Source organism: Hyphomicrobium sp. 2TAF46 (assembly GCF_052114865.1).
GTDB lineage: Bacteria > Pseudomonadota > Alphaproteobacteria > Rhizobiales > Hyphomicrobiaceae > Hyphomicrobium_B.
Map to the genome: position 1 here is coordinate 108935 of NZ_JBFRFO010000005.1, position 23486 is coordinate 132420.

The 23486-nt window shown below is 61.2% G+C and carries 23 protein-coding genes; 10 read left to right on the forward strand and 13 right to left on the reverse strand.

Annotated elements, in window-relative coordinates; translation table 11 throughout:
• Nucleotides 1-37: 37 nt before the first annotated feature.
• Together AB4Z24_RS11920 and AB4Z24_RS11925 are read right to left on the reverse strand one after the other, a co-directional pair.
• Nucleotides 38-1102, reverse strand: a complete 1065-nt coding sequence (locus tag AB4Z24_RS11920; protein WP_441708383.1) for a MaoC family dehydratase — start codon at nucleotides 1100-1102, stop codon at nucleotides 38-40.
• A gap of 157 nt (nucleotides 1103-1259) precedes the next feature.
• On the reverse strand, nucleotides 1260-2159 hold the full coding sequence (locus AB4Z24_RS11925) for an HpcH/HpaI aldolase/citrate lyase family protein (RefSeq protein ID WP_441708384.1): 900 nt from the start codon (nucleotides 2157-2159) through the stop codon (nucleotides 1260-1262).
• A 161-nt stretch (nucleotides 2160-2320) separates the two neighbouring features.
• Here AB4Z24_RS11925 and pdxY point away from each other — a divergent pair, with 161 nt between their 5' ends.
• The 3 genes from pdxY to AB4Z24_RS11940 all read left to right on the forward strand — a co-directional run bounded on the left by pdxY (nucleotide 2321) and on the right by AB4Z24_RS11940 (nucleotide 5066).
• Complete coding sequence (gene pdxY / locus AB4Z24_RS11930; RefSeq protein ID WP_441708385.1) at nucleotides 2321-3172, forward strand: pyridoxal kinase; 852 nt, start codon at nucleotides 2321-2323, stop codon at nucleotides 3170-3172.
• A gap of 68 nt (nucleotides 3173-3240) precedes the next feature.
• A complete protein-coding gene (gene nhaA / locus AB4Z24_RS11935) occupies nucleotides 3241-4428 on the forward strand; it encodes a Na+/H+ antiporter NhaA (protein WP_441708386.1) in 1188 nt (395 codons plus the stop codon).
• On the forward strand, nucleotides 4428-5066 hold the full coding sequence (locus AB4Z24_RS11940; protein ID WP_441708387.1) for a carbonic anhydrase: 639 nt from the start codon (nucleotides 4428-4430) through the stop codon (nucleotides 5064-5066). Before nhaA ends, AB4Z24_RS11940 begins: the two co-directional genes overlap by 1 nt.
• Nucleotides 5067-5090: 24 nt before the next feature.
• Here the strand turns inward: AB4Z24_RS11940 and AB4Z24_RS11945 are convergent, their stop codons facing one another.
• From AB4Z24_RS11945 to ccmA, 5 genes are read right to left on the reverse strand one after another with little or no spacing between them, the layout of a single operon-like run.
• Nucleotides 5091-5636 carry a DsbE family thiol:disulfide interchange protein gene (locus AB4Z24_RS11945; protein WP_441708388.1) on the reverse strand — a complete coding sequence of 182 codons (546 nt, stop codon included), beginning with the start codon at nucleotides 5634-5636 and terminating at the stop codon, nucleotides 5091-5093.
• A 34-nt stretch (nucleotides 5637-5670) separates the two neighbouring features.
• Nucleotides 5671-5844 carry a heme exporter protein CcmD gene (gene ccmD / locus AB4Z24_RS11950; RefSeq protein WP_441708389.1) on the reverse strand — a complete coding sequence of 58 codons (174 nt, stop codon included), beginning with the start codon at nucleotides 5842-5844 and terminating at the stop codon, nucleotides 5671-5673.
• A gap of 6 nt (nucleotides 5845-5850) precedes the next feature.
• Nucleotides 5851-6603 carry a heme ABC transporter permease gene (locus tag AB4Z24_RS11955; protein ID WP_441708390.1) on the reverse strand — a complete coding sequence of 251 codons (753 nt, stop codon included), beginning with the start codon at nucleotides 6601-6603 and terminating at the stop codon, nucleotides 5851-5853.
• Between the two features lie 53 nt (nucleotides 6604-6656).
• Complete coding sequence (gene ccmB, locus AB4Z24_RS11960) at nucleotides 6657-7322, reverse strand: heme exporter protein CcmB (protein WP_441708391.1); 666 nt, start codon at nucleotides 7320-7322, stop codon at nucleotides 6657-6659.
• Complete coding sequence (ccmA, locus tag AB4Z24_RS11965) at nucleotides 7319-7942, reverse strand: heme ABC exporter ATP-binding protein CcmA (RefSeq protein WP_441708392.1); 624 nt, start codon at nucleotides 7940-7942, stop codon at nucleotides 7319-7321. Before ccmA ends, ccmB begins: the two co-directional genes overlap by 4 nt.
• Before the next feature lie 236 nt (nucleotides 7943-8178).
• On the opposite strand from ccmA, the gene acnA reads away from it, so the two are divergent.
• Nucleotides 8179-10893 (forward strand): aconitate hydratase AcnA, encoded by a 2715-nt coding sequence (acnA, locus tag AB4Z24_RS11970; protein ID WP_441708393.1) that lies wholly within the window; start codon nucleotides 8179-8181, stop codon nucleotides 10891-10893.
• A 257-nt stretch (nucleotides 10894-11150) separates the two neighbouring features.
• Nucleotides 11151-11918 (forward strand): DUF1223 domain-containing protein, encoded by a 768-nt coding sequence (locus tag AB4Z24_RS11975; RefSeq protein ID WP_441708394.1) that lies wholly within the window; start codon nucleotides 11151-11153, stop codon nucleotides 11916-11918.
• A 209-nt stretch (nucleotides 11919-12127) separates the two neighbouring features.
• Here the strand turns inward: AB4Z24_RS11975 and AB4Z24_RS11980 are convergent, their stop codons facing one another.
• Nucleotides 12128-14206: a M3 family metallopeptidase gene (locus tag AB4Z24_RS11980; RefSeq protein WP_441708395.1), complete on the reverse strand. Its 2079-nt coding sequence runs from the start codon at nucleotides 14204-14206 to the stop codon at nucleotides 12128-12130.
• A gap of 509 nt (nucleotides 14207-14715) precedes the next feature.
• Here AB4Z24_RS11980 and AB4Z24_RS11985 point away from each other — a divergent pair.
• Nucleotides 14716-15051 (forward strand): DUF2794 domain-containing protein, encoded by a 336-nt coding sequence (locus AB4Z24_RS11985; RefSeq protein ID WP_441708396.1) that lies wholly within the window; start codon nucleotides 14716-14718, stop codon nucleotides 15049-15051.
• Between the two features lie 71 nt (nucleotides 15052-15122).
• Here AB4Z24_RS11985 and AB4Z24_RS11990 read toward each other — a convergent pair whose 3' ends face one another.
• From AB4Z24_RS11990 to AB4Z24_RS12000, 3 genes are all read right to left on the reverse strand, one after another.
• Entirely contained in the window at nucleotides 15123-15884 is a 762-nt protein-coding gene (locus AB4Z24_RS11990; protein WP_441708397.1) for a Bax inhibitor-1/YccA family protein, read from the reverse strand.
• A 103-nt stretch (nucleotides 15885-15987) separates the two neighbouring features.
• Nucleotides 15988-18564, reverse strand: a complete 2577-nt coding sequence (locus AB4Z24_RS11995) for an ABC transporter permease (RefSeq protein WP_441708398.1) — start codon at nucleotides 18562-18564, stop codon at nucleotides 15988-15990.
• On the reverse strand, nucleotides 18561-19271 hold the full coding sequence (locus tag AB4Z24_RS12000) for an ABC transporter ATP-binding protein (protein WP_441708399.1): 711 nt from the start codon (nucleotides 19269-19271) through the stop codon (nucleotides 18561-18563). Before AB4Z24_RS12000 ends, AB4Z24_RS11995 begins: the two co-directional genes overlap by 4 nt.
• A 93-nt stretch (nucleotides 19272-19364) precedes the next feature.
• Here AB4Z24_RS12000 and AB4Z24_RS12005 point away from each other — a divergent pair, with 93 nt between their 5' ends.
• Together AB4Z24_RS12005 and thpR are read left to right on the forward strand one after the other, a co-directional pair.
• Complete coding sequence (locus tag AB4Z24_RS12005; protein WP_441708400.1) at nucleotides 19365-20075, forward strand: arylesterase; 711 nt, start codon at nucleotides 19365-19367, stop codon at nucleotides 20073-20075.
• 61 nt (nucleotides 20076-20136) lie between these two features.
• Nucleotides 20137-20709 (forward strand): RNA 2',3'-cyclic phosphodiesterase, encoded by a 573-nt coding sequence (thpR, locus tag AB4Z24_RS12010; RefSeq protein ID WP_441708401.1) that lies wholly within the window; start codon nucleotides 20137-20139, stop codon nucleotides 20707-20709.
• Between the two features lie 7 nt (nucleotides 20710-20716).
• On the opposite strand, the gene AB4Z24_RS12015 is transcribed toward thpR, so the two are convergent.
• A complete protein-coding gene (locus tag AB4Z24_RS12015; RefSeq protein WP_441708402.1) occupies nucleotides 20717-21304 on the reverse strand; it encodes a DUF2865 domain-containing protein in 588 nt (195 codons plus the stop codon).
• 121 nt (nucleotides 21305-21425) lie between these two features.
• A complete protein-coding gene (locus tag AB4Z24_RS12020; protein WP_441708403.1) occupies nucleotides 21426-22406 on the reverse strand; it encodes an NADPH:quinone oxidoreductase family protein in 981 nt (326 codons plus the stop codon).
• Nucleotides 22407-22458: 52 nt separating this feature from the next.
• Between AB4Z24_RS12020 and AB4Z24_RS12025 the strand changes: the two genes are divergently transcribed.
• Both AB4Z24_RS12025 and AB4Z24_RS12030 read left to right on the forward strand, forming a co-directional pair.
• Nucleotides 22459-22965: an RNA methyltransferase gene (locus AB4Z24_RS12025; RefSeq protein ID WP_441708404.1), complete on the forward strand. Its 507-nt coding sequence runs from the start codon at nucleotides 22459-22461 to the stop codon at nucleotides 22963-22965.
• Entirely contained in the window at nucleotides 22965-23486 is a 522-nt protein-coding gene (locus tag AB4Z24_RS12030) for a hypothetical protein (RefSeq protein ID WP_441708405.1), read from the forward strand. Before AB4Z24_RS12025 ends, AB4Z24_RS12030 begins: the two co-directional genes overlap by 1 nt.

A 23486-nucleotide genomic window follows, 5' to 3' on the forward strand; every position in this document is an offset into this window, starting at 1 on the left:
CTTGCCCCCCGGACCGGCTACACGGTAGCCGGTTCGCTCATCCCCGGCGAGGCAGCACAAGCCACGTATCGAGATCGAGGACAACCCCCTCGGCATACTCACCCGACGGGGTTTTGAGCAGCAGTGACGCACAATCCTGATTTTTGACCCCGACGAGCCGCACGCGGAGGGCGCCGACGTCCTTCCGGCCGGGTATCTCGGCTTTTTCAAGCACCTCCGACCAGGCGTAGATCGTATCCCCGGCGAAGGTCGGAGCCACATGGCGACCACCGTTGATCGCGGCCAGGTGAAACGCGTTGCCGAGGCCGTTGTACGAAAGCGCCCGGACAAGCGAGATCACGACGCCGCCATAGACGATCCGCTTGCCGAACCGCCCCTTCGATTCCGTGTGCTGATTGAAATGCACCTTGGCGGTGTTCTGATAGAGGCGCGTCGCCGTCTGATGCTCGGCTTCTTCGAGCGTCATGCCGTCGACGTGGTCGATCTTCTCGCCGGGCTCGTAGTCCTCCCAGCGATGCGGCGACCCGGCAAGGGCGAGATCGTATTTGCTGACGTCGAGCGCGGGCACGGCGCCGGCAAGATCATTGGGATCGACACGTTCGGGGAGCTTTGGAACCACGGCTTCCGGTGCCGGCGAACCCTTGGAGCGCTTGCGCACCATCACCCAGCGGCAATACTCGAGCACCGTTTCCCCGTCTTGGTTGCGTCCCGTTGAGCGCACATAAACGGTGCCCGTCTCGCCGTTGGAATTTTCCTTGAGACCGATCACTTCCGACGTCGAAGTCAGCGTATCGCCCGGATAGACCGGCTTCAGAAACCGGCAATCGGCATAGCCGAGGTTGGCGATGGCGTTGAGCGAGATATCGGGCGTGGTCTTTCCGAAGACGACGTGAAACGTCAGCATGTCGTCGAGGGGCGCTCTCGGATACCCGATGGCCTTTGCGAAGGTGTCTGCCGATTGAACGGCGAAACGCGAGCCGTAAAGGGCCGTATAGAGCGCGACATCGCCATCGGTGACCGTCCGCGGCGTCGCATGATGGATGACCTGGCCGAATTTGAAATCTTCGAAGAAATTGCCTGCGTTGGTCTTTGTTCCGGCCATCGTCCTCGCCTTGATTTTTTCGGGAAGCCCAAACGCTGGGCTTCGGCTGTTCCAGCCTTTTTCGGCCAGTCTTTTTCGGGATGTCCACCCCGAACCGCAACTTTTTTCGCCAATTGGAGACGCGCTTTAGGGCCGCAGAAGGACGAGGCCCCAGCGCTCAGAACCAGGGCTCTTCGACCTTGGAGCGGGCGTTGATCGCCTCGGCAATCGCCGCCACCCGCTTCGCCATCACGAGGTGCAACCGTTCGACCATTCGGCCTTCCACCGTGATGACGCCCTTGCGCGCGTTCTCAGGCTCTTCGAAAGCCTTGATGATCTTTCGCGCCCACGCAATCTCGTCGACGGTCGGCGAAAAAACTTCGTTGCACGGCACCACTTGCGACGGGTGAATGAGCGTTTTGCCGTCCATCCCGAGCGTCCGGCCGTGCTCGCATTCCGCCCGGAATCCGAGATCATCCTTAAAATCGTTGTAGACGCCATCGATCACGTCGAGCCCGTAAGCCCGCGCCGCGACGAGCGTCATCGCGAGCCACGGAACGACCGCGAACCGGTTGCTGCTGGCGAGCGCCCGGCTTTCCTTCAACAGGTCGTTCGTACCGAGCACGAAGCAGGCGAGCCGGTTGTCGGGATCGGGGCCGCACGCCGCAATCTCCCGGGCGTTGATGATGCCCATCGGCGTTTCGATCATCGCCCAGAGCCTGATGCGCGGATCGGCTTCCGCCGCTTTCACGACCTTGGCGGTGCCCGTTATGTCGCCCGGCGTGGAAACCTTCGGGATGAGGATGGCGTCAGGCACCGCCGCGATGGCCGCGTGGAGGTCCGCCATTCCCCATGGCGTTTCGATGGGGTTGACGCGCAGGACAACCTCTCGCGATCCGAAACCCGCCTCATGGATGGCGGCCGCCGCCTGCTTGCGCGCCTTTTCCTTGTTTGCCGGAGCAACTGAATCTTCAAGATCGATGATGATAGCGTCCGCCGGCAGCGTCCGCGCTTTTTCCAACGCGCGCTCGTTGTCACCCGGAAGATAAAGGACACTGCGTCTCGGTCTCATGGCCATTGCATCCACTCCGAGAGGAATTGGAAGATTGTGCAACGCACCATCAAGCTTTGCAACCTCGAGTGCGGCCCCGTTTCACATGAATCGCAGTGCTCACTCTGGGTACCTCACCCCTGGTACTGCTATACGACATTGAATCACGCGGCGATCTTTCCGGCCCCATGTCCAAAATCTTGATGATTTCCTCTTACGTGGCCCGCGACCCGGTAGGGCTGGCCGCCGCGTCACCGCCGCTGGAGCAATCTGGCATCGAGGTCGTCGGCCTGCCGACGGTTGTGCTCTCCAACCACCCGATACGCCCGCACATTGCGGGCATGAGGCTCGATCCGGCCCTTCTCGAAAGTATGATCGGCGCCCTCGATAAAAACGGCTGGCTGGGATCGTTCAACGCCGTTTTCTCGGGCTATCTCCCGTCCGCTGAGCACGTCGAAATCGTCGCCGCCGCCGTGAAGCGCCTGCGCGAGCTGAACCCATCCATCGCCTACGTTTGCGACCCGATTTTCGGCGATGATCCGAAGGGCCACTACATCGACGAAGAGGCCGCCGCAGCAACTCGCGATCTCCTGGTTCCGCTGGCCGACGTGCTGACACCGAACCGGTTCGAGCTGTCTTGGCTTTCGAGCCTCGATGTCAGGTCGCCGACGGATGCCCTCCAAGCCATTTGCCAACTCGGCCGGCCTATCGTCGCCGGGACCTCGATACCCGATGGACCGTCGCGGCTGGCAACGGTGCTCGTCACCAACAAACAGGCCTATATGGGCACCGTCGAGAAATGGAACGACGTTCCGCATGGCACCGGCGACGTCTTCGCGGGCTGCCTGACAGCCAAGCTGATGCTCGGGCAATCGGCTGAACAGGCCCTGGCATACGCGATCGCAGGCGTAAAACGCGCCCTCGAAGTCAGTCGCGGCCATGATCGTCTACTGCCGCACCTTGTAGACTGGAAAAACGGCATATCGCCCATCACAATCGAGGCGCTGCCGCTCGGCAATTCCGCACGAAGCCTCTCGTAACGCTTGCTGCAACCGTCTTCGGATTGCATACCTGCCTGAAATCGTTTGTGTCGAAGGGTCCCGCCGGAATGAAGCCAGAGACAAGCGCGACCGGCACGAAGCGCGAAGCGACCGTGGGATTGACGCTGCTTGCCGCCGCAGTGTTGGCCCTGATTATCGCCAACTCGCCCCTAAGCGAATTGTATCAGCACCTGCTTTCAATGCCTGTCCAGATCGGGATCGCGCCCTTCACGCTCACGAAGGAAGTGGTTCACTGGATCAACGACGGTCTGATGGCCATCTTCTTCTTCCTCGTCGGGTTGGAGATCAAACGGGAAGCGATCGTCGGCGCACTTTCAAACGCCCGGGCGGCAATGCTCCCGATCTTCGGCGCCTTGGGTGGCATGGCTGTTCCCGGCCTGATCTACGCCAGTATCAACTGGGATAATGCCATCGCGCTCCGCGGCTGGGCCGTCCCCACCGCGACCGACATCGCTTTCGCCGTGGGCGTCATGGCGTTGGTCGGCAGCCGCGTACCGCCGGCGCTCAAAGTATTTCTGCTGGCCCTCGCCATCATCGATGACCTCGGCGCCATTCTGATCATCGCCTTCTTCTATACGGCCGAACTCTCGATCCTGGCGCTGGCGCTTGCAGCAGCCGGTATTGGAGCCCTGATCCTCCTCAATCGATCGGGCGTAGTGCGTGCGTGGCCATATTTGCTGGTCGGCGTCTTCATCTGGCTTTGTGTCTTGAAATCCGGCGTTCACGCCACATTGGCTGGCGTCGCAACGGCCCTCGCCGTTCCACTCTCAGGAGTGAAAAAGGGTTCGAGCGGACCCCTGCTCGGCCTCGAAGAAGCGCTAAGCCCCTGGGTCAGCTTCCTCATCCTGCCGATTTTCGCCTTTGCCAACGCCGGGCTGAAGCTGACCGATCTTTCCGCGAATGACATCCTGTCGCAAATCCCCATCGGCATCGCGTTGGGTCTTTTCGTCGGCAAGCCTCTCGGAATATACGGCGCCGTCAGAACCGCCGTCGCGACCGGTCTCGGAAAAATGCCTCATGGGGTATCCCAGATGCAGCTTTTCGGCACAGCGATGTTGGGCGGCATCGGTTTTACGATGAGTCTATTCATCGGCATGCTGGCATTTCCCGATCCCGACTCGAGCGCGGAAGTCCGTCTGGGCGTTCTGGCGGGTTCCCTAATGTCGGCGATTGTCGGCTACATCGTTCTTATGAGAAGCGCGTCGGATCGAGAATTCAGGAGCAGAGAGCATTAATGAGCAGTTTCCCCGAGTCCCTCACCGACCGCTATCGTCGCTTCAGACATCGCCACTTCGTTCTCAACGCCGACCACTATGAAGAGCTGGCAACCTACGGGCAAAGCCCGGAGACGATGGTTATCTCCTGCTCGGATAGCCGCGTCGATCCCGAGACGATCTTCAGCGCGATGCCGGGCGAACTGTTCATCGTTCGCAACGTGGCGAACCTCGTGCCGCCTTACGAGATCGGCGGCAAATATCACGGTGTCTCAACGGCCGTCGAATTTGCGGTGATGAACCTGCGCATCAAAAATCTGATCATCATGGGCCACTCCGGCTGCGGAGGCATCAAGGCGGCTCTCGATCAGAGCGCGGCAATCCAGACGGAAGCGCAGTTTATCTCACGCTGGATGTCGATGCTCGACGATGCGCGCCTCTCCGTCTTGGCGGCTCATCAAAACAGTCCGCAGGCCGTCCGGCAGGAAGCGCTCGAAAAGGAAGGCATCAAGCAGGCCATCAAAAACCTGCGAACCTTCCCGTTCGTCCGCGATCAGGAAGAACGCGGCCGGCTCGCGTTGCACGGCGCCCACTTCGACATCAAATCCGGGATTTTGACAGTGCTCAACCACTCGCGCGGGATGTTCTATCCGCTCTAAGTTCTGACGGAAAGCCGGCGGCCGTTAAGACGCAGCGCCGGCTTTCGCCTTCTCGATGATCGGCAGCAGCTTCGTCTTCAAAGACTCTGCCGAGATCGGGCCGACGTGCTTGTAGACGACCTCACCCTTGCCATTGACGACGAAGGTCTCGGGCGTGCCGTAGACGCCCCAGTCGATTGCTGCTCGCCCACTTGCGTCCGTTCCGACGGCTGAATACGGATTGCCGTACCGGCCGATATAACGGCGCGCCGCATCCGTCTGATCCTTGTAGTTCACGCCGTAGAGATCGATTCCCGCCTGCTCTTTGAGTTGCTCGAGAAACGGATGTTCCTCGACGCACGGCTGGCACCACGACGCCCAATAGTTGACGACCGAGACCTTGCCCTTGGCGAGATCGGCGGAGCTGAACCCGGGCTCAGGCTTGCCGTCCGATTGAAGCCCCTCGAGTGCGGGAAAGACGGTTTCCGGAACGGGCTTTCCGACCAGCGTCGACGGCAGCCGCGACGGGTCGCCGGACCGCAAGGCCATCGCGAAAAATCCGGCGACGACCGCGAAAACGACAACAGGCATTAAGCGGAGCAAAGGGAACTTGCCTGCGGCCACTCTATCGTACTCCTGAAGATGACGAACGGCGCTTCACACCCTGCCGCTCGAGCGAATCGAGATCGGCCGCCTGCTTCCGGCCGTCGGCAATCAGCCAAAGGATGAGCCCGATCACCGTAACCGTGACGGCAGCGTAAGAGATCCAGATGAAGGCGGCGTGCGGTCCGAGATCCATGTCTGATTACTCCGCCCCTTGCGCAGCTAACCTGTCGCGCCCCGCGACGGCCTGCGTTCTGAGAGCCTTGACCCGCCGCCGCAGAATTTCGTTTCGCATGGCTTTGAGATGCATGGCGAAGAACATCAGCGTGAACCCAACCGCCATCACCAGAAGTGGCAGCCGCATGCTCGGATCGACGGTCGAGGTGAAATCCGTTGAGGGTTGATGCAGCGTATTCCACCAGTCGACCGAAAACTTGATGATCGGGAGAATGGTGACGCCGACAAGCGCTAGAATTGCTGTCAGCTTGGAGGCAGCGCTCTCGTCCTCCAGCGCCGAACGCAGTGCAATCAATCCGAGATAGAGAAAGAACAGGATCAGCACCGACGTCAGCCGCGCATCCCAGACCCAATAGGTGCCCCACATGGGCTTACCCCAGAGCGAGCCTGTCAGCAGCGCCAGGAACGTAAAGGCAGCCCCGAGCGGCGCCGCAGCCTTGGCCGACACGTCCGCCAAGGGATGCCGGAAAACGAGGAGCCCGAAGCTCGACAGCGCAATCAGCGCATAGACCATCATCGAGAGCCACGCGCACGGCACGTGAATGTACATGATCCGCACCGTCTCGCCCTGCTGATAGTCGGCAGGCGACGCGAAGAAAGCGAGATAAAGACCATAAGCCACGAGAACCGCAGCCGCCGCCGAAATCCACGGCAAGAGGCGCGCGGAAAGCTCCATGAAGCGGGTCGGATTGGCGAGGCGTTGCGTCAGCGTCTGCATGTGCGGGATCTAAGGCTTTCAGGGAAAAGGCGCAATGAACGCCGAGATTACATTTATTGAAGGTGAACCTTGAGTGCCGCCGCCGCGGCGAGCGGTCCCAGCACGATTGTCACAAGCGAGATCGCCGCCAGAATGAGAAACGACGCCGCAAGCCCCGTCGGACCGGCCCCCGCACTCACCGCCGATATGCCGAAGATCAGGGTCGGCACATAAAGTGGCAGCACGATGAGCGCCAGCAGCAGGCCGCCGCGACGTGTTTTCATCGTCAACGCCGCCCCGATGGCGCCAAGAAAACTGACGGCCGGCGTACCAACCAGCGTCGTCGCAACCAGGATCGGATAGGCCGCGAGATCGAGGTTCAGGAGAATGCCGAGCACCGGCGCCATGATCGCCAGCGGTATGCCGGTCGTGACCCAGTGCGCCAGGGATTTGGCGGCGGTAACCAATTCTAGCGGCAAAGGACCCGTCGCGAGCACATCGAGCGTTCCATCCTCATGGTCCGCCTCGAAAATCCGGCTGAGCGACAGAAGTGCCGCGAGCAGCAGCGCGATCCACAGGATCCCCGCCGCGATCCGCGACAGCAGGTTGAGATCCGGGCCGAGCCCCAGAGGCATCAGCGAGACGACCACGAGGAAAAAGCCGAGCGCCGTTCCGATCGCGCCGCCTTCGCGGAAAGCAAGCGTGACGTCCCTATGAAGGAGAGCCCAGAAGCTCTTCAAGCCGGCACCTTTTGCGCTGCGAGGTTGAGCGTCCGCGCGCGTTCGAGCGCCAATGGCAGATGGGTGGCGATAACGGCAATCCCGCCAGTATTCGTATGATCGTTGACGGCCGCAGCGAGCCGCTCGGAGGATGCGGTATCGAGCGACGCAGTCGGCTCGTCGAGCAGCCAAACCGGGCGCCGCGCCACGAGAAGCCGGGCAAGCCCCAGCCGCCGCTTTTGCCCGGCCGACAGATAGGCAGCCGGAAATTCGCTGAGATCTTCAAGCCCGAAATGCCGAAGTGCTGCGCCGACGCGCAACTCGGCATCCTCGCCGGCATCGAGATACGCATTCCAAAAGGCGGCGTTTTCGGCAACCGACAGGCTGAGCTTGACCGCGTTCGTGTGCCCGACAACGTGGGCCTGCTCGGCGACCGTCAGCTCAGTGTCGCCGCCCTCGAGACGAACGAGGCCGCGAAACGGGCGGATGAAGCCGGCGAGCGTGCGCAGCAGGGTCGTTTTCCCGGCGCCGTTGGCGCCCGTCAGCAGAAGGGCTTCCCCGGCCTTGACGGCAAACGACAATCCGTCAATGACCCGGCGCGCCCCCCGATCTATGGCTAAGTCTTCGGCAATCAGCTGCACAGCGATGAGATTCCGTGACGTCGGCTTGAGCAAGACGGTGGCATTTGCGCGCTAATTTGCCCGTCCGGTAATTGATGATTTCTTTTTCGCGCGCTTATATAGAAGGCACGTTGTATCCTTCGCTAGCGCAAAAGCGAGGGGTCGCGCGGACCGATAAGCTCGTGCCGCGGGACATCCTCGATCCGCCGGCACTCCGGCGGCGCAGCCCTTCGTCTTAATCCTTCGGAGGCCTGACCTTGAGCGCCCATACACCCATTTCCGACGACAGCTTCAAATGCCGTAAAACCCTCACCGTCGAGGGCAAGGAATACATTTACTATTCGCTGCCCGATGCGGAAGCGAATGGGCTGACTGGCATCTCCCGCCTTCCCTATTCGATGAAGGTGCTGCTCGAAAATCTTTTGCGCCACGAAGACGGCCGCTCGGTCCATAAGGCCGATATCGTCGCCATGGCCGCATGGCTCGAAAACAAGGGCAAGACCGAGCAGGAAATCGGTTTCCGCCCAGCGCGCGTCCTGATGCAGGATTTCACCGGCGTTCCCGCCGTCGTCGATCTCGCCGCGATGCGTGACGGCATGACGAAGCTCGGTGGCGACCCGACGAAAATCAACCCGCTCGTTCCCGTCGATCTCGTCATCGACCATTCCGTCATCGTCGATGAGTTCGGAACGCCGAAAGCCCTGACCGACAACGTCGCGCTCGAATATGCCCGCAACGGCGAGCGCTATAACTTCCTGAAATGGGGCCAGGGCGCCTTCCAGAACTTCCGCGTCGTGCCGCCCGGCACCGGCATCTGCCACCAGGTCAATCTCGAATATCTCGCGCAGACGGTGTGGACCAACGAAATGGCCGACGGCAAAACCGTCGCCTATCCGGATACGCTCGTCGGCACCGACAGCCACACGACGATGGTCAACGGCCTCGCCGTGCTCGGTTGGGGCGTCGGCGGCATCGAAGCCGAAGCTGCGATGCTCGGCCAGCCGCAATCGATGCTGATCCCGGAAGTCATCGGCTTCCGCCTGACCGGCAAGCTCCAGGAAGGCGTGACCGCGACCGACCTCGTGCTGACGGTTACGCAGATGTTGCGCAAGAAGGGCGTGGTCAACAAGTTCGTCGAATTCTTTGGCCCCGGCCTCGACTCGATGTCCCTCGCCGATCGCGCGACGATCGCCAATATGGCGCCCGAATACGGCGCAACGTGCGGGTTCTTCCCCGTCGACAAGGAAACGGTCAACTACCTGACGATGTCGGGACGAGACTCGCACCGCATCGCTCTCGTCGAAGCCTACTGTAAGGCCCAGGGCCTCTATCGCGACACCGGCTCCGCCGATCCGGTCTTCACCGATACGCTCTCGCTCGAGTTGGGCGACGTCGTCCCGTCGATGGCGGGTCCGAAACGCCCCGAAGGCCGCATCGCCCTGACCGACATCAAGACGGGCTTCGCCGCCGCTCTCGCCGGCGAATACAAGAAGCCGGACGAACTCGGAAAGCGCGTGCCAGTCGACGGCGAAAAGTTCGACATCGGCCACGGCGACGTCGTCATCGCTGCGATCACGAGCTGCACGAACACCTCCAACCCGAGTGTCCTCATCGCCGCTGGCCTCCTCGCGCGCAATGCTGCGAAGCGCGGCCTGAAGAGCAAGCCATGGGTGAAGACGTCGCTGGCGCCGGGATCGCAAGTCGTTGCGGCCTACCTCGAGAAATCCGGCCTCCAGCCCTATCTCGACGAAATCGGCTTCAATCTCGTCGGCTTCGGCTGCACCACCTGCATCGGAAACTCGGGGCCTCTCGCACCGGAGATTTCAAAGGCGATCAACGGCAACGGCATTGTCGCCGCCGCCGTGCTCTCCGGCAACCGCAACTTCGAGGGACGGGTCAGCCCGGACGTGCAGGCGAACTACCTGGCTTCGCCCCCGCTCGTCGTCGCCTATGCGCTTGCAGGCTCCGTGCAGAAGGATCTCACCACCGAACCGCTTGGGCAGGACAGCAACGGCAAGCCCGTTTTCCTGAAAGAGATCTGGCCGACGACGCAGGAAATCCAGAAGTTCATCATCGAGAACGTCACGCGCGAGATGTTCAAATCCCGTTATGCCGACGTCTTCAAGGGCGACAACAACTGGCAGGGCATCGCGACGAGCGGCGGCCTGACCTACGGCTGGAACGGAGCTTCGACCTACGTTCAGAACCCGCCCTACTTCCAGACCATCTCGCGCGAAGCGAAGCCGATCGGTGATGTCGTCAACGCCCGCATACTTGGCTTGTTCGGCGACAAGATCACGACCGACCACATCTCGCCAGCGGGCTCGATCAAAGCGGCAAGCCCCGCAGGCAAGTATCTCCTCGACCACGGCGTTCAACCCGCAGACTTCAACCAGTACGGCACGCGGCGCGGCAATCACGAGGTGATGATGCGCGGTACGTTCGCCAACATCCGCATCAAGAACCACATGGTGAAAGATGCGAACGGCAACGTGAAGGAAGGCGGCCTAACGATCCACTATCCGTCGGGCAAGGAAATGCCGATCTACGACGCCGCGATGCAGTACGAAGTGGAAGGCGTGCCGCTCGTCGTCTTTGCCGGCATCGAATACGGCAACGGCTCATCGCGCGACTGGGCGGCGAAAGGCACGAATCTTCTCGGCGTGCGCGCCGTGATCGCGCAGTCGTTCGAGCGCATTCACCGCTCGAACCTCGTCGGCATGGGTATCGCACCGTTCGTCTTTACCGAAGGTGCCTCGTGGCAGTCCCTCGGCCTCAAAGGCGACGAGCGCGTGACGATCCCCGGCCTCGCGACCGTAAAGCCGCGCGAAGTCGTAACGCTGACGATTACCCGCGCCAACGGCACCTCGGTTCCCGTGCCCGTTCTTTGCCGGATCGATACCCTCGACGAGCTCGAGTACTTCAGAAACGGCGGCATCCTGCACTACGTTCTGAGAAACCTGGCGGCATAGAATCTTCCGCGGCCCGGCTGAAGCTCGTTGAAGCCGGGCCACGTTGCCTCCGCCTCATAAGTCGGGCCCGAACATCCTCGGGCTCGGAGTTGCATAGCCCCAATCCCGCCGGTAACGATCGGCCTTCCGGCAGCGAACCTCAAAATGCTCACCCGTTCGTGACAAGGCTTTCACGCCTTTCACTTTTTCAATCCGGGCCCGCGAGCTAGATTAGGAACTGTGGCGCCCGCCACTGGGACTCGAAGGCTGACCTCGCTATGCGTCTCCGCGACATCACATTGGTGGTTTTGACGGCCTGCGCCGCTGCTTTGTCGCTTCCGGCATCCGCGCAAGAAGTTTCGATTGAACCTCCTCCGGAGACACCGCTGAAGGGCGTCGTTGAGCTCTTTACCAGCCAGGGATGCGCGTCGTGTCCACCGGCGGATGCCCTTCTGAAGACCCTTGCCGACGATCCCTCGATCATCGCACTCTCGCTTCCCGTCGACTACTGGAACTATCTCGGCTGGAAGGACACGTTCGGCTCGCCCCGCAATAGCGAGCGTCAGCGCAATTACGCCCGCAACCGCGGCGACGGCGCGATTTTCACACCGCAGGCGATCGTCAATGGCGTCGCACACGTCAACGGCGCATCGAAACCGGCAATTGAACAGGCGATCAACGAGACCACGAAAACCGGCGGACCCAATCAGATCCCGGTCCGCTTTTGGCAGGAACGCAATACCTTGAATTTCGCAGTGGCCGGTGATCCGCCCGGACACAACCCGCGCGAAGCGACGGTTTGGCTCGGCGTCGTCCAAATGTCCGGATCGGTGCCGATCAAGGACGGCGAGAATGCCGGCAAAACACTCACCTACACCAATATCGTCCGCGAACTGACGCCGATCGGAATCTGGAAGGGCACGCCGCTCAAGGTTCAGTTGCCGCGAGCCGCGATGATGCAGGCCGACGTGCAAAAAATCGTCGTACTCGTTCAGGAAGGCCGGAGCGGTCCGATCATCGGCGCGACGATGGCGGGTCTTTGGTAGCTTTTCCCTTCTCCCCCTTGGGGAGAAGTCGGCCGAAGGCCGGATGTGGGGGCGCCTATTACAATCCTGAAGTCCCTCACCTGCCTGTCTCGCCGAAGGCGGGGCTCCGGCTCGACAGGCATCCTCTCCCGTTCCGGGAGAGGAAAAGGGCGGACTTCCTTCTCCCCGGGGGAGAAGGTGCCCCGAAGGGGCGGATGAGGGGAGCGCCGCTAAGCCGCCAGCCCCCGCTTCTTCAACAGTCCATCGATCTTCGGCGGCCGGCCACGAAACGCGACATACGCAGCGTGCGGATCGCGCCGATTTCCGGCGGAATAGATAAACTCGTGAAGTTTCTTCGCCGTGGCCGGATGAAACACGTTGCCGGTTTCCTCGAAGGCGGCGAACGCATCGGCGTCCATCACCTCCGACCAGAGATAGCTGTAATACCCCGCTGCGTAGCCCGACATGATGTGCATGAAGTGGGGCAAGCGATGCCGCATGACGATCTCTTTCGGCATGTCGATCTCATCGAGCGTCACCCGCTCGAAACCCTCGATGTCGCCGACCGATCCCGTCTTGGCGGAATAAAGCGCCATGTCAACGAGCGCCGACGACGTGTACTCGACTGTGGCAAAGCCCTGATTGAAATTGCGCGCCGCTGCCAGCCGCTGCCGCAAAACCTTCGGCATCGGCTTGCCGGTCTTGTAATGAAGGGCATGCTTTTCGAGTACATCGGGCGTGGACAGCCAATGCTCGTAAAGCTGTGACGGCAGCTCCACGAAATCGCGCGAGACCGACGTCCCGGAAATCGACGGGTAGGTCACGTTGGACAGCAGTCCGTGCAGCCCGTGGCCGAACTCATGAAAGAGCGTCCGCGCATCATCGAAGGACAACAGCGCCGGCTCGCCTGCAGCGCCCTTCGTGAAGTTCAGCACGTTGACGATGATCGGGCTTTGCCCCTTCCCGAGCTTGTGCTGCGAGCGGAATGCCGACATCCAGGCGCCGGAACGCTTCGTCGGCCGCGCAAAATAATCGCCCATGAAAATGCCGACGTGCGCGCCCTTTTTGTCGAGAACCTCCCAGACCCGAACTTCGGGGTGGTAGCCCGGCAAATCCTTGCGTTCCTGGAACTTCAATCCGAACAGGCGCGACGCCGTGTCGAACGCCGCTTTGATCATGTGGTCGAGTTCGAGATAAGGCTGCAGCTTCGACTCGTCGAAATCGTATTTCGCCTTGCGCACCCTCTCCGAATAATACCGCCAGTCCCACGGCATGATCTCGGCGTTGTCGCCGGAATTCTGCGCCTCGGCCGCAAGCGCATCGCGTTCCTCTCTTGCGCGCACGACGGCTTTCTCCCAGACCGCGCGCAGAAGCTCGTCGACCGACCCCGGCGTTTTCGCCATCGTGTCCTGCAGGCTGAATTCGGCAAATGACGAAAAGCCCATCAGCCGCGCGTATTCTCCACGTAGCGCCACGGCCTCGGCGACGATCTGCCGGTTGTCCGTCTCGCCCTCGTGCGCGCCGCGCCTCGTCCAGGCATTGAAAGCCTGCTCACGCAAATCGCGCCGGCTCGAATACGTGAGAAACCCTTCAACGCTCGACCGCGCGAGCGTAATCATCGCTTTTCCCTGAAACCCGGCATCGGCCGCAGCGCGTCCCGCGCTTTCTTTGAGCGTTTCCGGCAACCCCGCGAGATCGTTCTCGCCTTCGAGAATAAGCCGCCACGACTGCTCGTCCTTCAGCACATTCTGCATGAACTGCGTGACGAGGGTCGCCAGTCGCGCATTGATTTCCTTGACGCGAGATTTGTCCGCCGGCGAAAGCCTGGCGCCGGCGCGAACGAATTCGAGATGATGCCGCTCGAGAACGCGTAGATCTTCTTCGCTGAGCTTCAGCGCGTTGCGCCGCTCGTAAAGATCGTCGATGCGCTTGAAGAGACGCTTATCAAGCAGAATCTGGGTTTCGTGCGCCGCAAATCGGGGCGCCATCTCGCGCGCAATTTCCTGGAATTCCGGAGTCGAATCGGACCCCTCGAGATTCCAGAATACGGACGCCACGCGCGAAAGCTGCCAGCCACTCTTCTCGAGCGCCACGATCGTGTTCGCGAACGTCGGCTTCGCGGGATTTTTGGCAATCAGCTCGATCTCGGCCTTGTGCTCGCGAAAGGCGGCATCGAGCGCGGGCTTGAAGTGGCGCGCTTCGATCTTCCCGAACGGCGGCATCGCAAACGCGCCGTTCCACTTTGCGAGAAGCGGGTTGACACTGGGTTTGGATCGCGGCTTCGGAGCCACCTTGCGCTTTGCTGTCATCGTGAGATCGGTCTCTAAATTGCCCCCGTATATGTAACTTTATATACGCACAAAACCGCCCGGCCGCTAATGAAACAGTTGCAATGCAAAAAGCCGGGAACCAGTCTTTCGGACTGGTTCTCCGGAAGTTTTCTGACAGTCGGAGAGATAGCTTGGACGGGGGAGCCAAGCTGCAGGAGGGAAAGCGTTGCCTGTGGATCGCGCTTCGAAACTATGGCCCCGGGGGGCTGGGGGGCTATGAGTCCAGAGCCGGTCCTTTGAAACTTGACCCAAAGGCAACGGTTATCTTTATTGTCATTTATTACGGCTGTTTATGGCCCCGCGGGAGTCGCGATTTTGTCAGCCTCACGGTCTTTCCGTGCTCCCGCGATGAACCTTCAGTCATAAGATAATCAACCATACGCTCTTGCATTCCGTGAGAGTTGGCGCGATCTTTCATGGTCTAGCGATGGACGGACCATTTGAGCGAAACAACCGACCCGATAGTTTTTCGCCCGCGTCCGGCGGGCATGCCCGGGGCCTCCGACAACGCCACGGAGCCAAGTCGGCACACCACTTTTGATCGATATGAGCTGACCGCGATCCTGGATCTCTATGGCCGCAAGGTCGCGTCCGGCGCTTGGCGCGATTACGCCATCGACCTTCTGCGCGACAAGGCGGTCTTCTCCGTCTATCGGAAATCCAGCGAATATCCGCTCTACCGCATCGAGAAGGATTTGCGGTTGGCGCGCAAGCAGGGTGCTTACAGCGTCATCGCGGCTGGCGGCCTGATCATGAAGCGCGGCCAGGATCTGAAGCGCGTTCTGAGCGTGCTCGAAGACCGCCCCGGCGTGATCGGAATCTAAATCACGCACCCGTCGAACCCAACAAAAAAGGCCCCGGAAACCGGGGCCTTTCTCAATTCTCAATTTAGGAATTAGGAGCGGTTCGCCATTCCCAAAAGGTTCAGGATGTGAATGAACAGCGTGACGAACGAGCCGTAGAGCATGAAGGCGCCGAAAATCGACGAACGCTTCAGCTGGGCTTCATTACCGTAAGACGCCTGCTCGATATACATCGATTTGATCGCCTGCGTTTCGAAGGCGGTGATGACCGAGAAGAGCAGCACGACGACGGCCGAGATGCCCATGCTCATCATCTTGCTGGTGCCGGGATCGTTGATGAAGAAATAGCTGCCCAGCATGACGATGATCAGGCCGATCGATGCCATCGACAGGAAGCCGCTCCAGCCGGTCATGTCCTTTTTCGTCGTGTAGCCGATGAGGCTCGTCACGCCGAACGTCGCGGCGGCGATGAAGAATGCCTGACCGACGAGGCCAGCCATGCCCATGCCGACGTAAAGCGAAACCATCGGAGCGATCAACGCGCCCCAGAGCGCGCAATAAAGCCAGTAAGCGCCCTGCGCGAGAACTTCACTGCCGCCAAAGAAAAGCCGGGGTGCGAACCAGCCAAGGCCGAGGACAGCCGCAAATACGACCCACTTCATCGGGCCGAGAGCAATAGCCGCCATAACATGCGGATTTGCCATCAGAAGCATGACTACAACCGCGGTCCCGGCTACGCCGAGCGCCATATAGTTGTAGGTACCGAGCATGAACGAGCGCAATCCCTGGTCGATCGCGCCAGCCGTCCGTGCGCCGCCGTACGGGCTATTAGGGCGCGTAAAAACTTCAGCCATTGTCGTCGTTTCCTCGTGTTGTCCGGTCAACGCCGGTCCCGCGTATCCATATGTTATTCGGGTGTAAGTCTTTCAAGACCCCGTAAACAAAAGACTTATTCTTTTATTCTGATCGGAGATAAGGCGCTGGCGGAGCCCGCAGAATGGCCCATGTGCCGAAACCTCCGAACACGGCGATCATTGCCGCTGCGATTCCAAGGCTAAACCCGACCGAACTCAGCGAGAAGACATATTCGACCTCCATGACCCGGGTGACCGCCACCCAGGCGACCGCACTCCCGAGCAGAATAGCAACCAGCGCCGCAATCAGCGCGAGCAACGCGTATTCCCAGGCATGAACTTCGAGAATCTGCCGCCGCCGGGCCCCAATGGTCTTCAGGATGACGGCTTCGAGAACGCGGCGGCGCTGCGCCGTCACCAAAGCCCCGGCCAGCACCAGCGCACCCGCGGTTAGCGTGACACTCCCTGCCACCTGCACCGCGACCATCACCTTCGCAAAGATCTTGCTGAACTGATCAATCGCATCGCGGACCCGGATCGCGCTGACCCCCGGATAGGCCCGTCCGAGATCGCGCACCATGTCGGATTCCGCGCCCGGCGTACCACCCGGCGGCAATCGCACGGTCGCCAGCAAGTTATGCGGAGCCGCCCGAAGCGTATTCGGCGAAAACACCATGATGAAGTTCAGCGCGATGCTTTCCCATTTGACGTCGCGGGTGCTCGCAACCTTCGCCTCGATGTTGCGACCGAGCACGTTGACGGTAACGCTGTCGCCCAGACCGATCCCGAGCTTTTTCGCAATCTCGCCCTCGAACGAAACGAGCGGCGGACCACTGTAGTCCTTGTCCCACCAGGTCCCGCCCGAAACGCTCGAACCTTCCGGCACGGTTTCCGAGTAGCTGAGACCCCGATCACTGTTCAAAACCCACTGCGTGTCCGCCGGGAACGTCAGCTCTTCCACCGGCTTGCCCTTGAGCGCGACAATCCGGCCCCTGAGCATCGGCGCCTCGACGAGCGTCGCGCCGGGAATGTGCCGCGAAACGCGATCCTTCAGCCCATCGAAGTCCGCGGGGGGAATGTCGAGCAGGAAGTAGGAAGGGGCCTCCGCCGGCAGCCGCTCCTGGAGATCCGCGACGAGTGCCGCATTGGCAAGCCCCACGGCAACCAGCAGCGACAGTCCCGTGCCCAGCGACAGAAGCACCGACCGTGTCAGGCCATCGGGCGACGCGATGTTTCTCAAGGCGAGGGCCAGTTCTGGCCGCCGGGACCGCGGCAGCTTTCCGGCGAGGCGCGAGAGATAACCGCCGAGCCACCCGAAGACGGCAAGCATCACGACTAGACCTGCGATCACGTAGAGCGCAATCGAACGCGGATCAGACGTCGCGACGGCAACGCCGACGAGAAGCGCGGCTAACACGCCGATGATCGCGATGAGCCCCGGACGTGGCCTGCCGCCGGGCGAATTGACGGAATCGCGAAAGAGCACGCTTGCATTGACGTTCTCGGCGCGCCCGAGCGGCCAAAGTGCGAACAGCAGCGCGATGAGCGTGCCGTAGAGAGCGGCAATCCCCAAGCTCTGCGGGGACACCTGAATGTTGATGCGGACAGGCAAGAGATCGCCGTAGAGCGCATCGATGAGCGATGGAACGGCAACGCCGAGCGCCAAGCCGATGGCGATGCCGATCGCGGTCATCAGCCCAAGCTGAACGAGGAAAATCCCCATGATCTGCGCGCCGGACGCGCCGACGCTCCGGAGCGTCGCGATCACCTTCATGCGCTTGTCGACAAATGTCGAAACCGCATTTGCGATCCCGACGCCGCCGACGAGAAGCGACGCGAGCCCGATCAGGATCAGGAACTGCCGCAGACGTTCGAGAACCCGGGTGATTTGCGGCGACGGATCGAAACGGTCGCCGCTCGAAAAACCGCCATCATCAAGCTTTTGCGTCACCTTCGTCCGCAAATCGGCGAGCGCTTGCTTGTCGGCTGCCACCGTCTCGGGAAGCTCGATCGCATAGCGCCAGCGGATCAGCGTCCCCGGCTTGACGAGACCTGTTTTCTCGAGCGTTGCAAGAGAAACGAAGATCCGCGGCCCATACGTCATCCGGTCCGCAACCGCATCGGGTTCGGAATCGAGAATGCCGCCGACCGTCACTTCGGCCTCACCGATGCGCATCTTATCGCCGATCTTGAGACCGAGCCGCTCGAGCAGCATCGCGTCGGCTACGGCTCCATCACCGGCAATCGCATGCGCGAATGACCCGCTGCTCTTGAGCGTGACATCGCCCGCAAGCGGATAGGCGCCGTCGACACCTTTGAGCTCGGCCAGCGCCTGATCAGATCCGTCGATGCGGCGCGCCATCGTCCGCATAGTGGCGGTTTCGCTCACCCGGCCGAGACTATCGAACACCTCGCGCTCTGCAGGAGTTGCGCGGACGTGCGCGCGCGCAAACATCACGTCGCCGCCGAGGATCACCTCGCCCTGCGTTACCAGACCGGCGCGCAACGCATCCGCAAGCGCACCGACCGCCGCAATCACCATGACGCCCAGCGCCAGGCACGCGATGAAGATCCGAAAGCCGTCGAAACCGTTGCGCAGCTCGCGCATTCCGAGACGCAGGATCGTCCGCAATCCGGCGCGTCGCTGCAGTACCGCGCCTTCCACTGCCGCGACCGTCACGACGACACCGCATGCATCGCCGTATTCGTACTCTCGTCGGAAACGACGGACCCATCCGCCATGCGGATGACGCGATCGGCCATCGCCGCAAGCTTATTGTCGTGCGTAACGATCACGAGCGTCGCCTTGCGCCGTTCGCGAAGCCCGAACAGGAGATCGATGATCTGCCGGCCCGTACGGCCGTCAAGATTTCCGGTCGGCTCATCGGCGAAGATGATTTCCGGCGAACGGCTGAGCGCCCGCGCGATGGCAACGCGCTGCTGCTCGCCGCCCGAGAGTTCAGCAGGAAAGTGATCGACGCGCGCCGACAACCCGACCTCGGCCAGAAGACCGCGCGCCGTATCGAATGCCTTGATATCGCCCGCAAGTTCCATTGGTAAGGCGACGTTCTCGATCGCTGTCATCGTCGGGACAAGGTGGAATGATTGGAACACAATGCCCATCTCTGCGCCACGCAGTATCGCAAGCTCGTCCTCCGACAGAGGCCCGATGTTCCGCCCCGAGACTATGATTTCACCGCTCGTCGCGCGCTCCAGGCCCGCCATTGTCATGAGCAGCGACGTCTTGCCGGATCCCGACGGTCCGACGATTGCAGCCGACTGTCCTCGCGGAATGGCAAGCGACACCCCGCGCAGAATATGGACTGAGCCTGCGCGGCTCGTCAGAGAGAGATGCACATTGTCGAGTTTGATGATGGGTTCGCTCAAGCTAGGATGCCTTGCATTGTCGTGGCGGGCTTGTACCGTTCGCACGAAGCCTCTACGTCAACTTATGAAATGTGAGATGTGTGGGGCCGAAAAATGAATTTGAAATTTTCCCTCACTCCCGGTCTGACTGCGCCCAGTCTGATTGCAAAAGCGGCACTCTGCCTCACAGTGATTTTTACCTGCATGGCTTCTCCCGGCATCACAGTCCCGGCTACAGGTCAAACGCGACCAACAACCATTGTAGCTTTCGGGGATAGTCTTACCGCCGGTTATGGCCTCAAAACCAATGAATCGTTCCCCGCTCAGCTTCAGATGGCGCTTGCAGCGAAGGGACACAAGGTCACCGTCCTCAATGCCGGTGTTTCTGGCGATACAACATCCGACGGCCTGGCGCGGCTCGATTGGGCACTCGACCCGAAGCCCGACGCCGTGATCATGGAGCTTGGGGCCAACGACGCGCTTCGCGGCATCGACCCGAAAATACCGCGCGCCAATCTCGACAGCATGCTGGCCGCTTTGAAGGCAAAGGGACTTCCCGTGCTCTTCACCGGCATGAAGGCGCCCAGCAACTGGGGGGCGGACTATGCCAAGGACTTCGATGCGATCTATCCGGATCTTGCCTCCAAATACGGTGTTCCCCTCTACCCGTTTTTCCTGGACGGCGTAGCGCTCGATCGCTCGTTCACTCAGCCTGATGGACTGCATCCGACGGCAGCCGGAGTGGCTGAGATCGTCAAACGCATTCTCCCCGTCGTCGAAACGCTCGTGCAAAACGTTGAGCATAAGGAAGCGTTGGGAAAGTAATCCTGATTCTATCAGGAAGCGCTCTAGGCCTTCGACCCCGACTGCGTGCAAGGACACTCCGATGCCCCGCCTGTTCACCGCCATCGAGCTGCCCGACGATATTCGCGAGGAGCTTTACCAGCTCCGCATTCCCCTGCCCGGTGCGCGCTGGATGTTGCCCGAGAGCTATCACATCACGCTGAGGTTCATGGGCGACATCGGCAACGCCGAAGCGCGCGAACTCGTCGCCAATCTCGCCAATATCGAACCCGATGGATTTGAGCTCCGCCTTTCGGGGCTCGGCGCTTTCGGCGGCGATGATCCCCGTTCCATCTACGCCGCCGTCGTGCCATCCCCGAAACTCGACGAACTGGCACGCGCCCACGAGAAAGCCGCGCGAAATGCCGGTTTGCCGCCCGATACGCGCGCATTCAAGCCGCACGTCACGCTCGCGAGGTTGAAGCACTCGAATGCCGGGGTCGTCGCTGACTTCCTTTCGCGGTACAGCGGCTATCGATCCGAACCGTTCTTCGTCACGCGTACGCTGTTGATGTCGTCGCGCCCCAGCGTCGGCGGCGGACCTTATGGCATCGAAGATCGCTTTCCGATGCGCGGGCTCGGATTTCTCGCTGACGACAACGAAGCGAGTTGGTGACAACGTCCTAGCGAACGGCCTTCTGCGATCGTGCTTCGGAAGCAAAATAGTTCCTTAACTTGGTGGCGGAAATCGCCCCGCGCGCTTTCGCTGCCCTCGCCGTTTCGAGACGCGCTCGCTGAGCCGCCTCGACGGAATATTTCTGGTGCCGCGCCGCCGCCTCGCGCGACCAAGGGTCCGGTTTGCAAGCACATCCCTGCACCAGCGCGCGCCTGAATTCGAAGGCGTGCGGCTCGTCGGCATACCTCTGCCCGGCGAGATCGATCATCGTCCGGGGATTGCCTGCAAGGGACGGAAAATAGAAAAGCCGCGCTTCCGGCCCACACGCAGATGCACACGCACGCGCATCCCGGAAAAAGTTCAAGGGACGCTCGTTCTGGTGCAGCGGAAAGTAAAAGCCGTCGCAGCTTCGGACGCACATCGTCGTATATGGAGCTTTGTTCAACTCGGATGCATCGACCGGCACCGTCGTTTGACCGCGATACCGGTCCACCACCGCACGATGGGCGACCGTTTGCGCCGAAGCGCCGCCATCGACGCAGCAGAGAACGGCGATGATCGAAATGCCTCGCCGCACGAACGGGAAAATAAGCATCGCGAGCACTCAATATGCAGCGCCCCGCTCACCCCCGTGGGCAAAATATCGTCGCACCATGCCCGCGCCGGCCGAAAAAATCTTCGCGATTGCAGAACTGAACGGCCGACACAGGCGCGGCTTATGAACCTATCGTCAATACGACCTTACCGGTCGCTTCACGCCGCTCCAGCACTTCCAAGGCTTCGCGGATGCGCTCGAGCGGATAGATCCCGTGGGTGCGAGGCTTGAGACTTCCTTCGCGAACCCAGTTCACAACCTGGAGCATATTGCGGCGATGCGCGGCGGGATCCCGCCTCACGGCTTCGCCCCAGAAAACGCCCACCATCTCGGCGCCCCTGAGCAAAAGCAGATTGAGCGGAATTTTCGGAATTTCGCCCGCCGCAAATCCGACCACCAGAAAGCGTCCCTGCCAATTCAAGGCCCGCACCAGAGGCTCCGACGCCTCTCCGCCGATGCAGTCGTAAACAACGTCGGCGCCGTCGCCGTTGGTCAATGCCCGAACTTCGGCCTTGAGATCGGAACCAGGGAACAAAATCACATCATCGGCGCCTGCCGCTTTGGCCACCGCGCCCTTCTCGTCCGAGGACACGACGGCGATAACACGGGCGCCCATCAGTTTCGCGATCTCGACGGCCGCTTGCCCAGCGCCACCCGCGGCACCCGTGACCACGACCGTCTCGCCGGGTTTCAGGCGCCCGCGATCGGCAAGCCCATGCATGGCCGTGCCGTAGGTCACGGAAAGCCCTGCCGCAATCGTCAACGGCACGTCGCCGGGAATGGGGATCAGCTTCTCGGCGTCGAGAACAATCTTTTCGGCCGCGCCGCCCCAGTTCACATAGGCCATGACGGCGTCGCCCAGCGTGATATCGACCACACCGGCGCCCACGCTTTCGACGACGCCCGCAATCTCCGCCCCCGGCGAAAAGGGCAATTCCGGCTTGAACTGGTATTTGCCGCGCGTGATCAGCGTATCGGCAAAATTGAGCCCAACGGCCGCCACCCGGACAAGCACCTGCCCCGGCCCGGCCGACGGCTCCTGTACCGTTTCGACGACGAGACTTTTTGCTCCGTCAAGGCTCTTGCAAAGAGCTGCCTTCATGTGTGACGTCCCACTCGCTGCATAACCCTCTGACACACACGAGCAGAACCCAATGTCAAGAAAAGCGACCACATGGCCGCCGCACCCGAAGGGCTATTTCGCTATCGGCGCAGAGCGGATGTCCAAGTCGCTCAACCTCGGGAACCTGATGCGTTCGGCGCACGCCTTCGGCGCCAGCTTCACGTTCACCGTCGGCGCCAGCTATAAGGCCATCGAGGCGCACGCCGATACCTCGAAAAGTCAGCTGCACTTGCCCCACTACAATTGGTCTACCCTTGACGATATGGCGTTGCCCGGTGGTTGCAAGCTGGTCGGCATCGAGCTGCTGGACGACGCGATCGACTTGCCGAGCTTTCGCCATCCGTTGCGGGCGGCCTATGTGCTCGGACCCGAGCTTGGATCTCTCTCCGAGCCGCTGATCGAGCGCTGTGACTACGTCGTCAAGATCCCGACGTCCTTTTGCGTCAATGTTGCGATGGCCGGCGCAATCGTGATGTACGATCGCATCAAGAGCCTGGCACGGTTCGCCGATCGCCCGATCGGCGAGGGGGGACCTTGATGGCGAAGCAGAATGTGCGGAGCATTTTGTTTGGGGCTTTCTTTCTCGTCCTCGCCGGGTGGGGCCCAGCGCTCGCAGCCGAGTCGATGACGCAGGCGAATACCTACGGCGACTGGTCACTTTTTACCGACGCCAACGACCCGCACCTGTTCTGCTTCGTAACGAGTCAGCCGAAAACGAGCGAGCCCTCGGACGCGCCCCGCGAAGCGCCGCGCGCTTATATTTCTGCGTGGCCCAAGGATGGCATTCGCGCCGAAGTCAGCTTTCTCATGGGCTTCCGCGTCAAAAAGAATACGCAAGGCAGCGCAACGGTGAGCCCCTCCGACTTCAAGCTTTTCGGCGCCAGTGACCGCGCTTACGTCACCGATTCAACGCAAGAGCTGAAACTCGTCGAAGCCATGCGGAAAGGTAATTCGCTGTCGATTGCGATCGCCTCCGATCGCGGCGTCAACGTCGTCGACACCTATTCGCTGAACGGCATCGGACAGGCACTGCAGAAGTTGCAGGAAACCTGCTTTTGA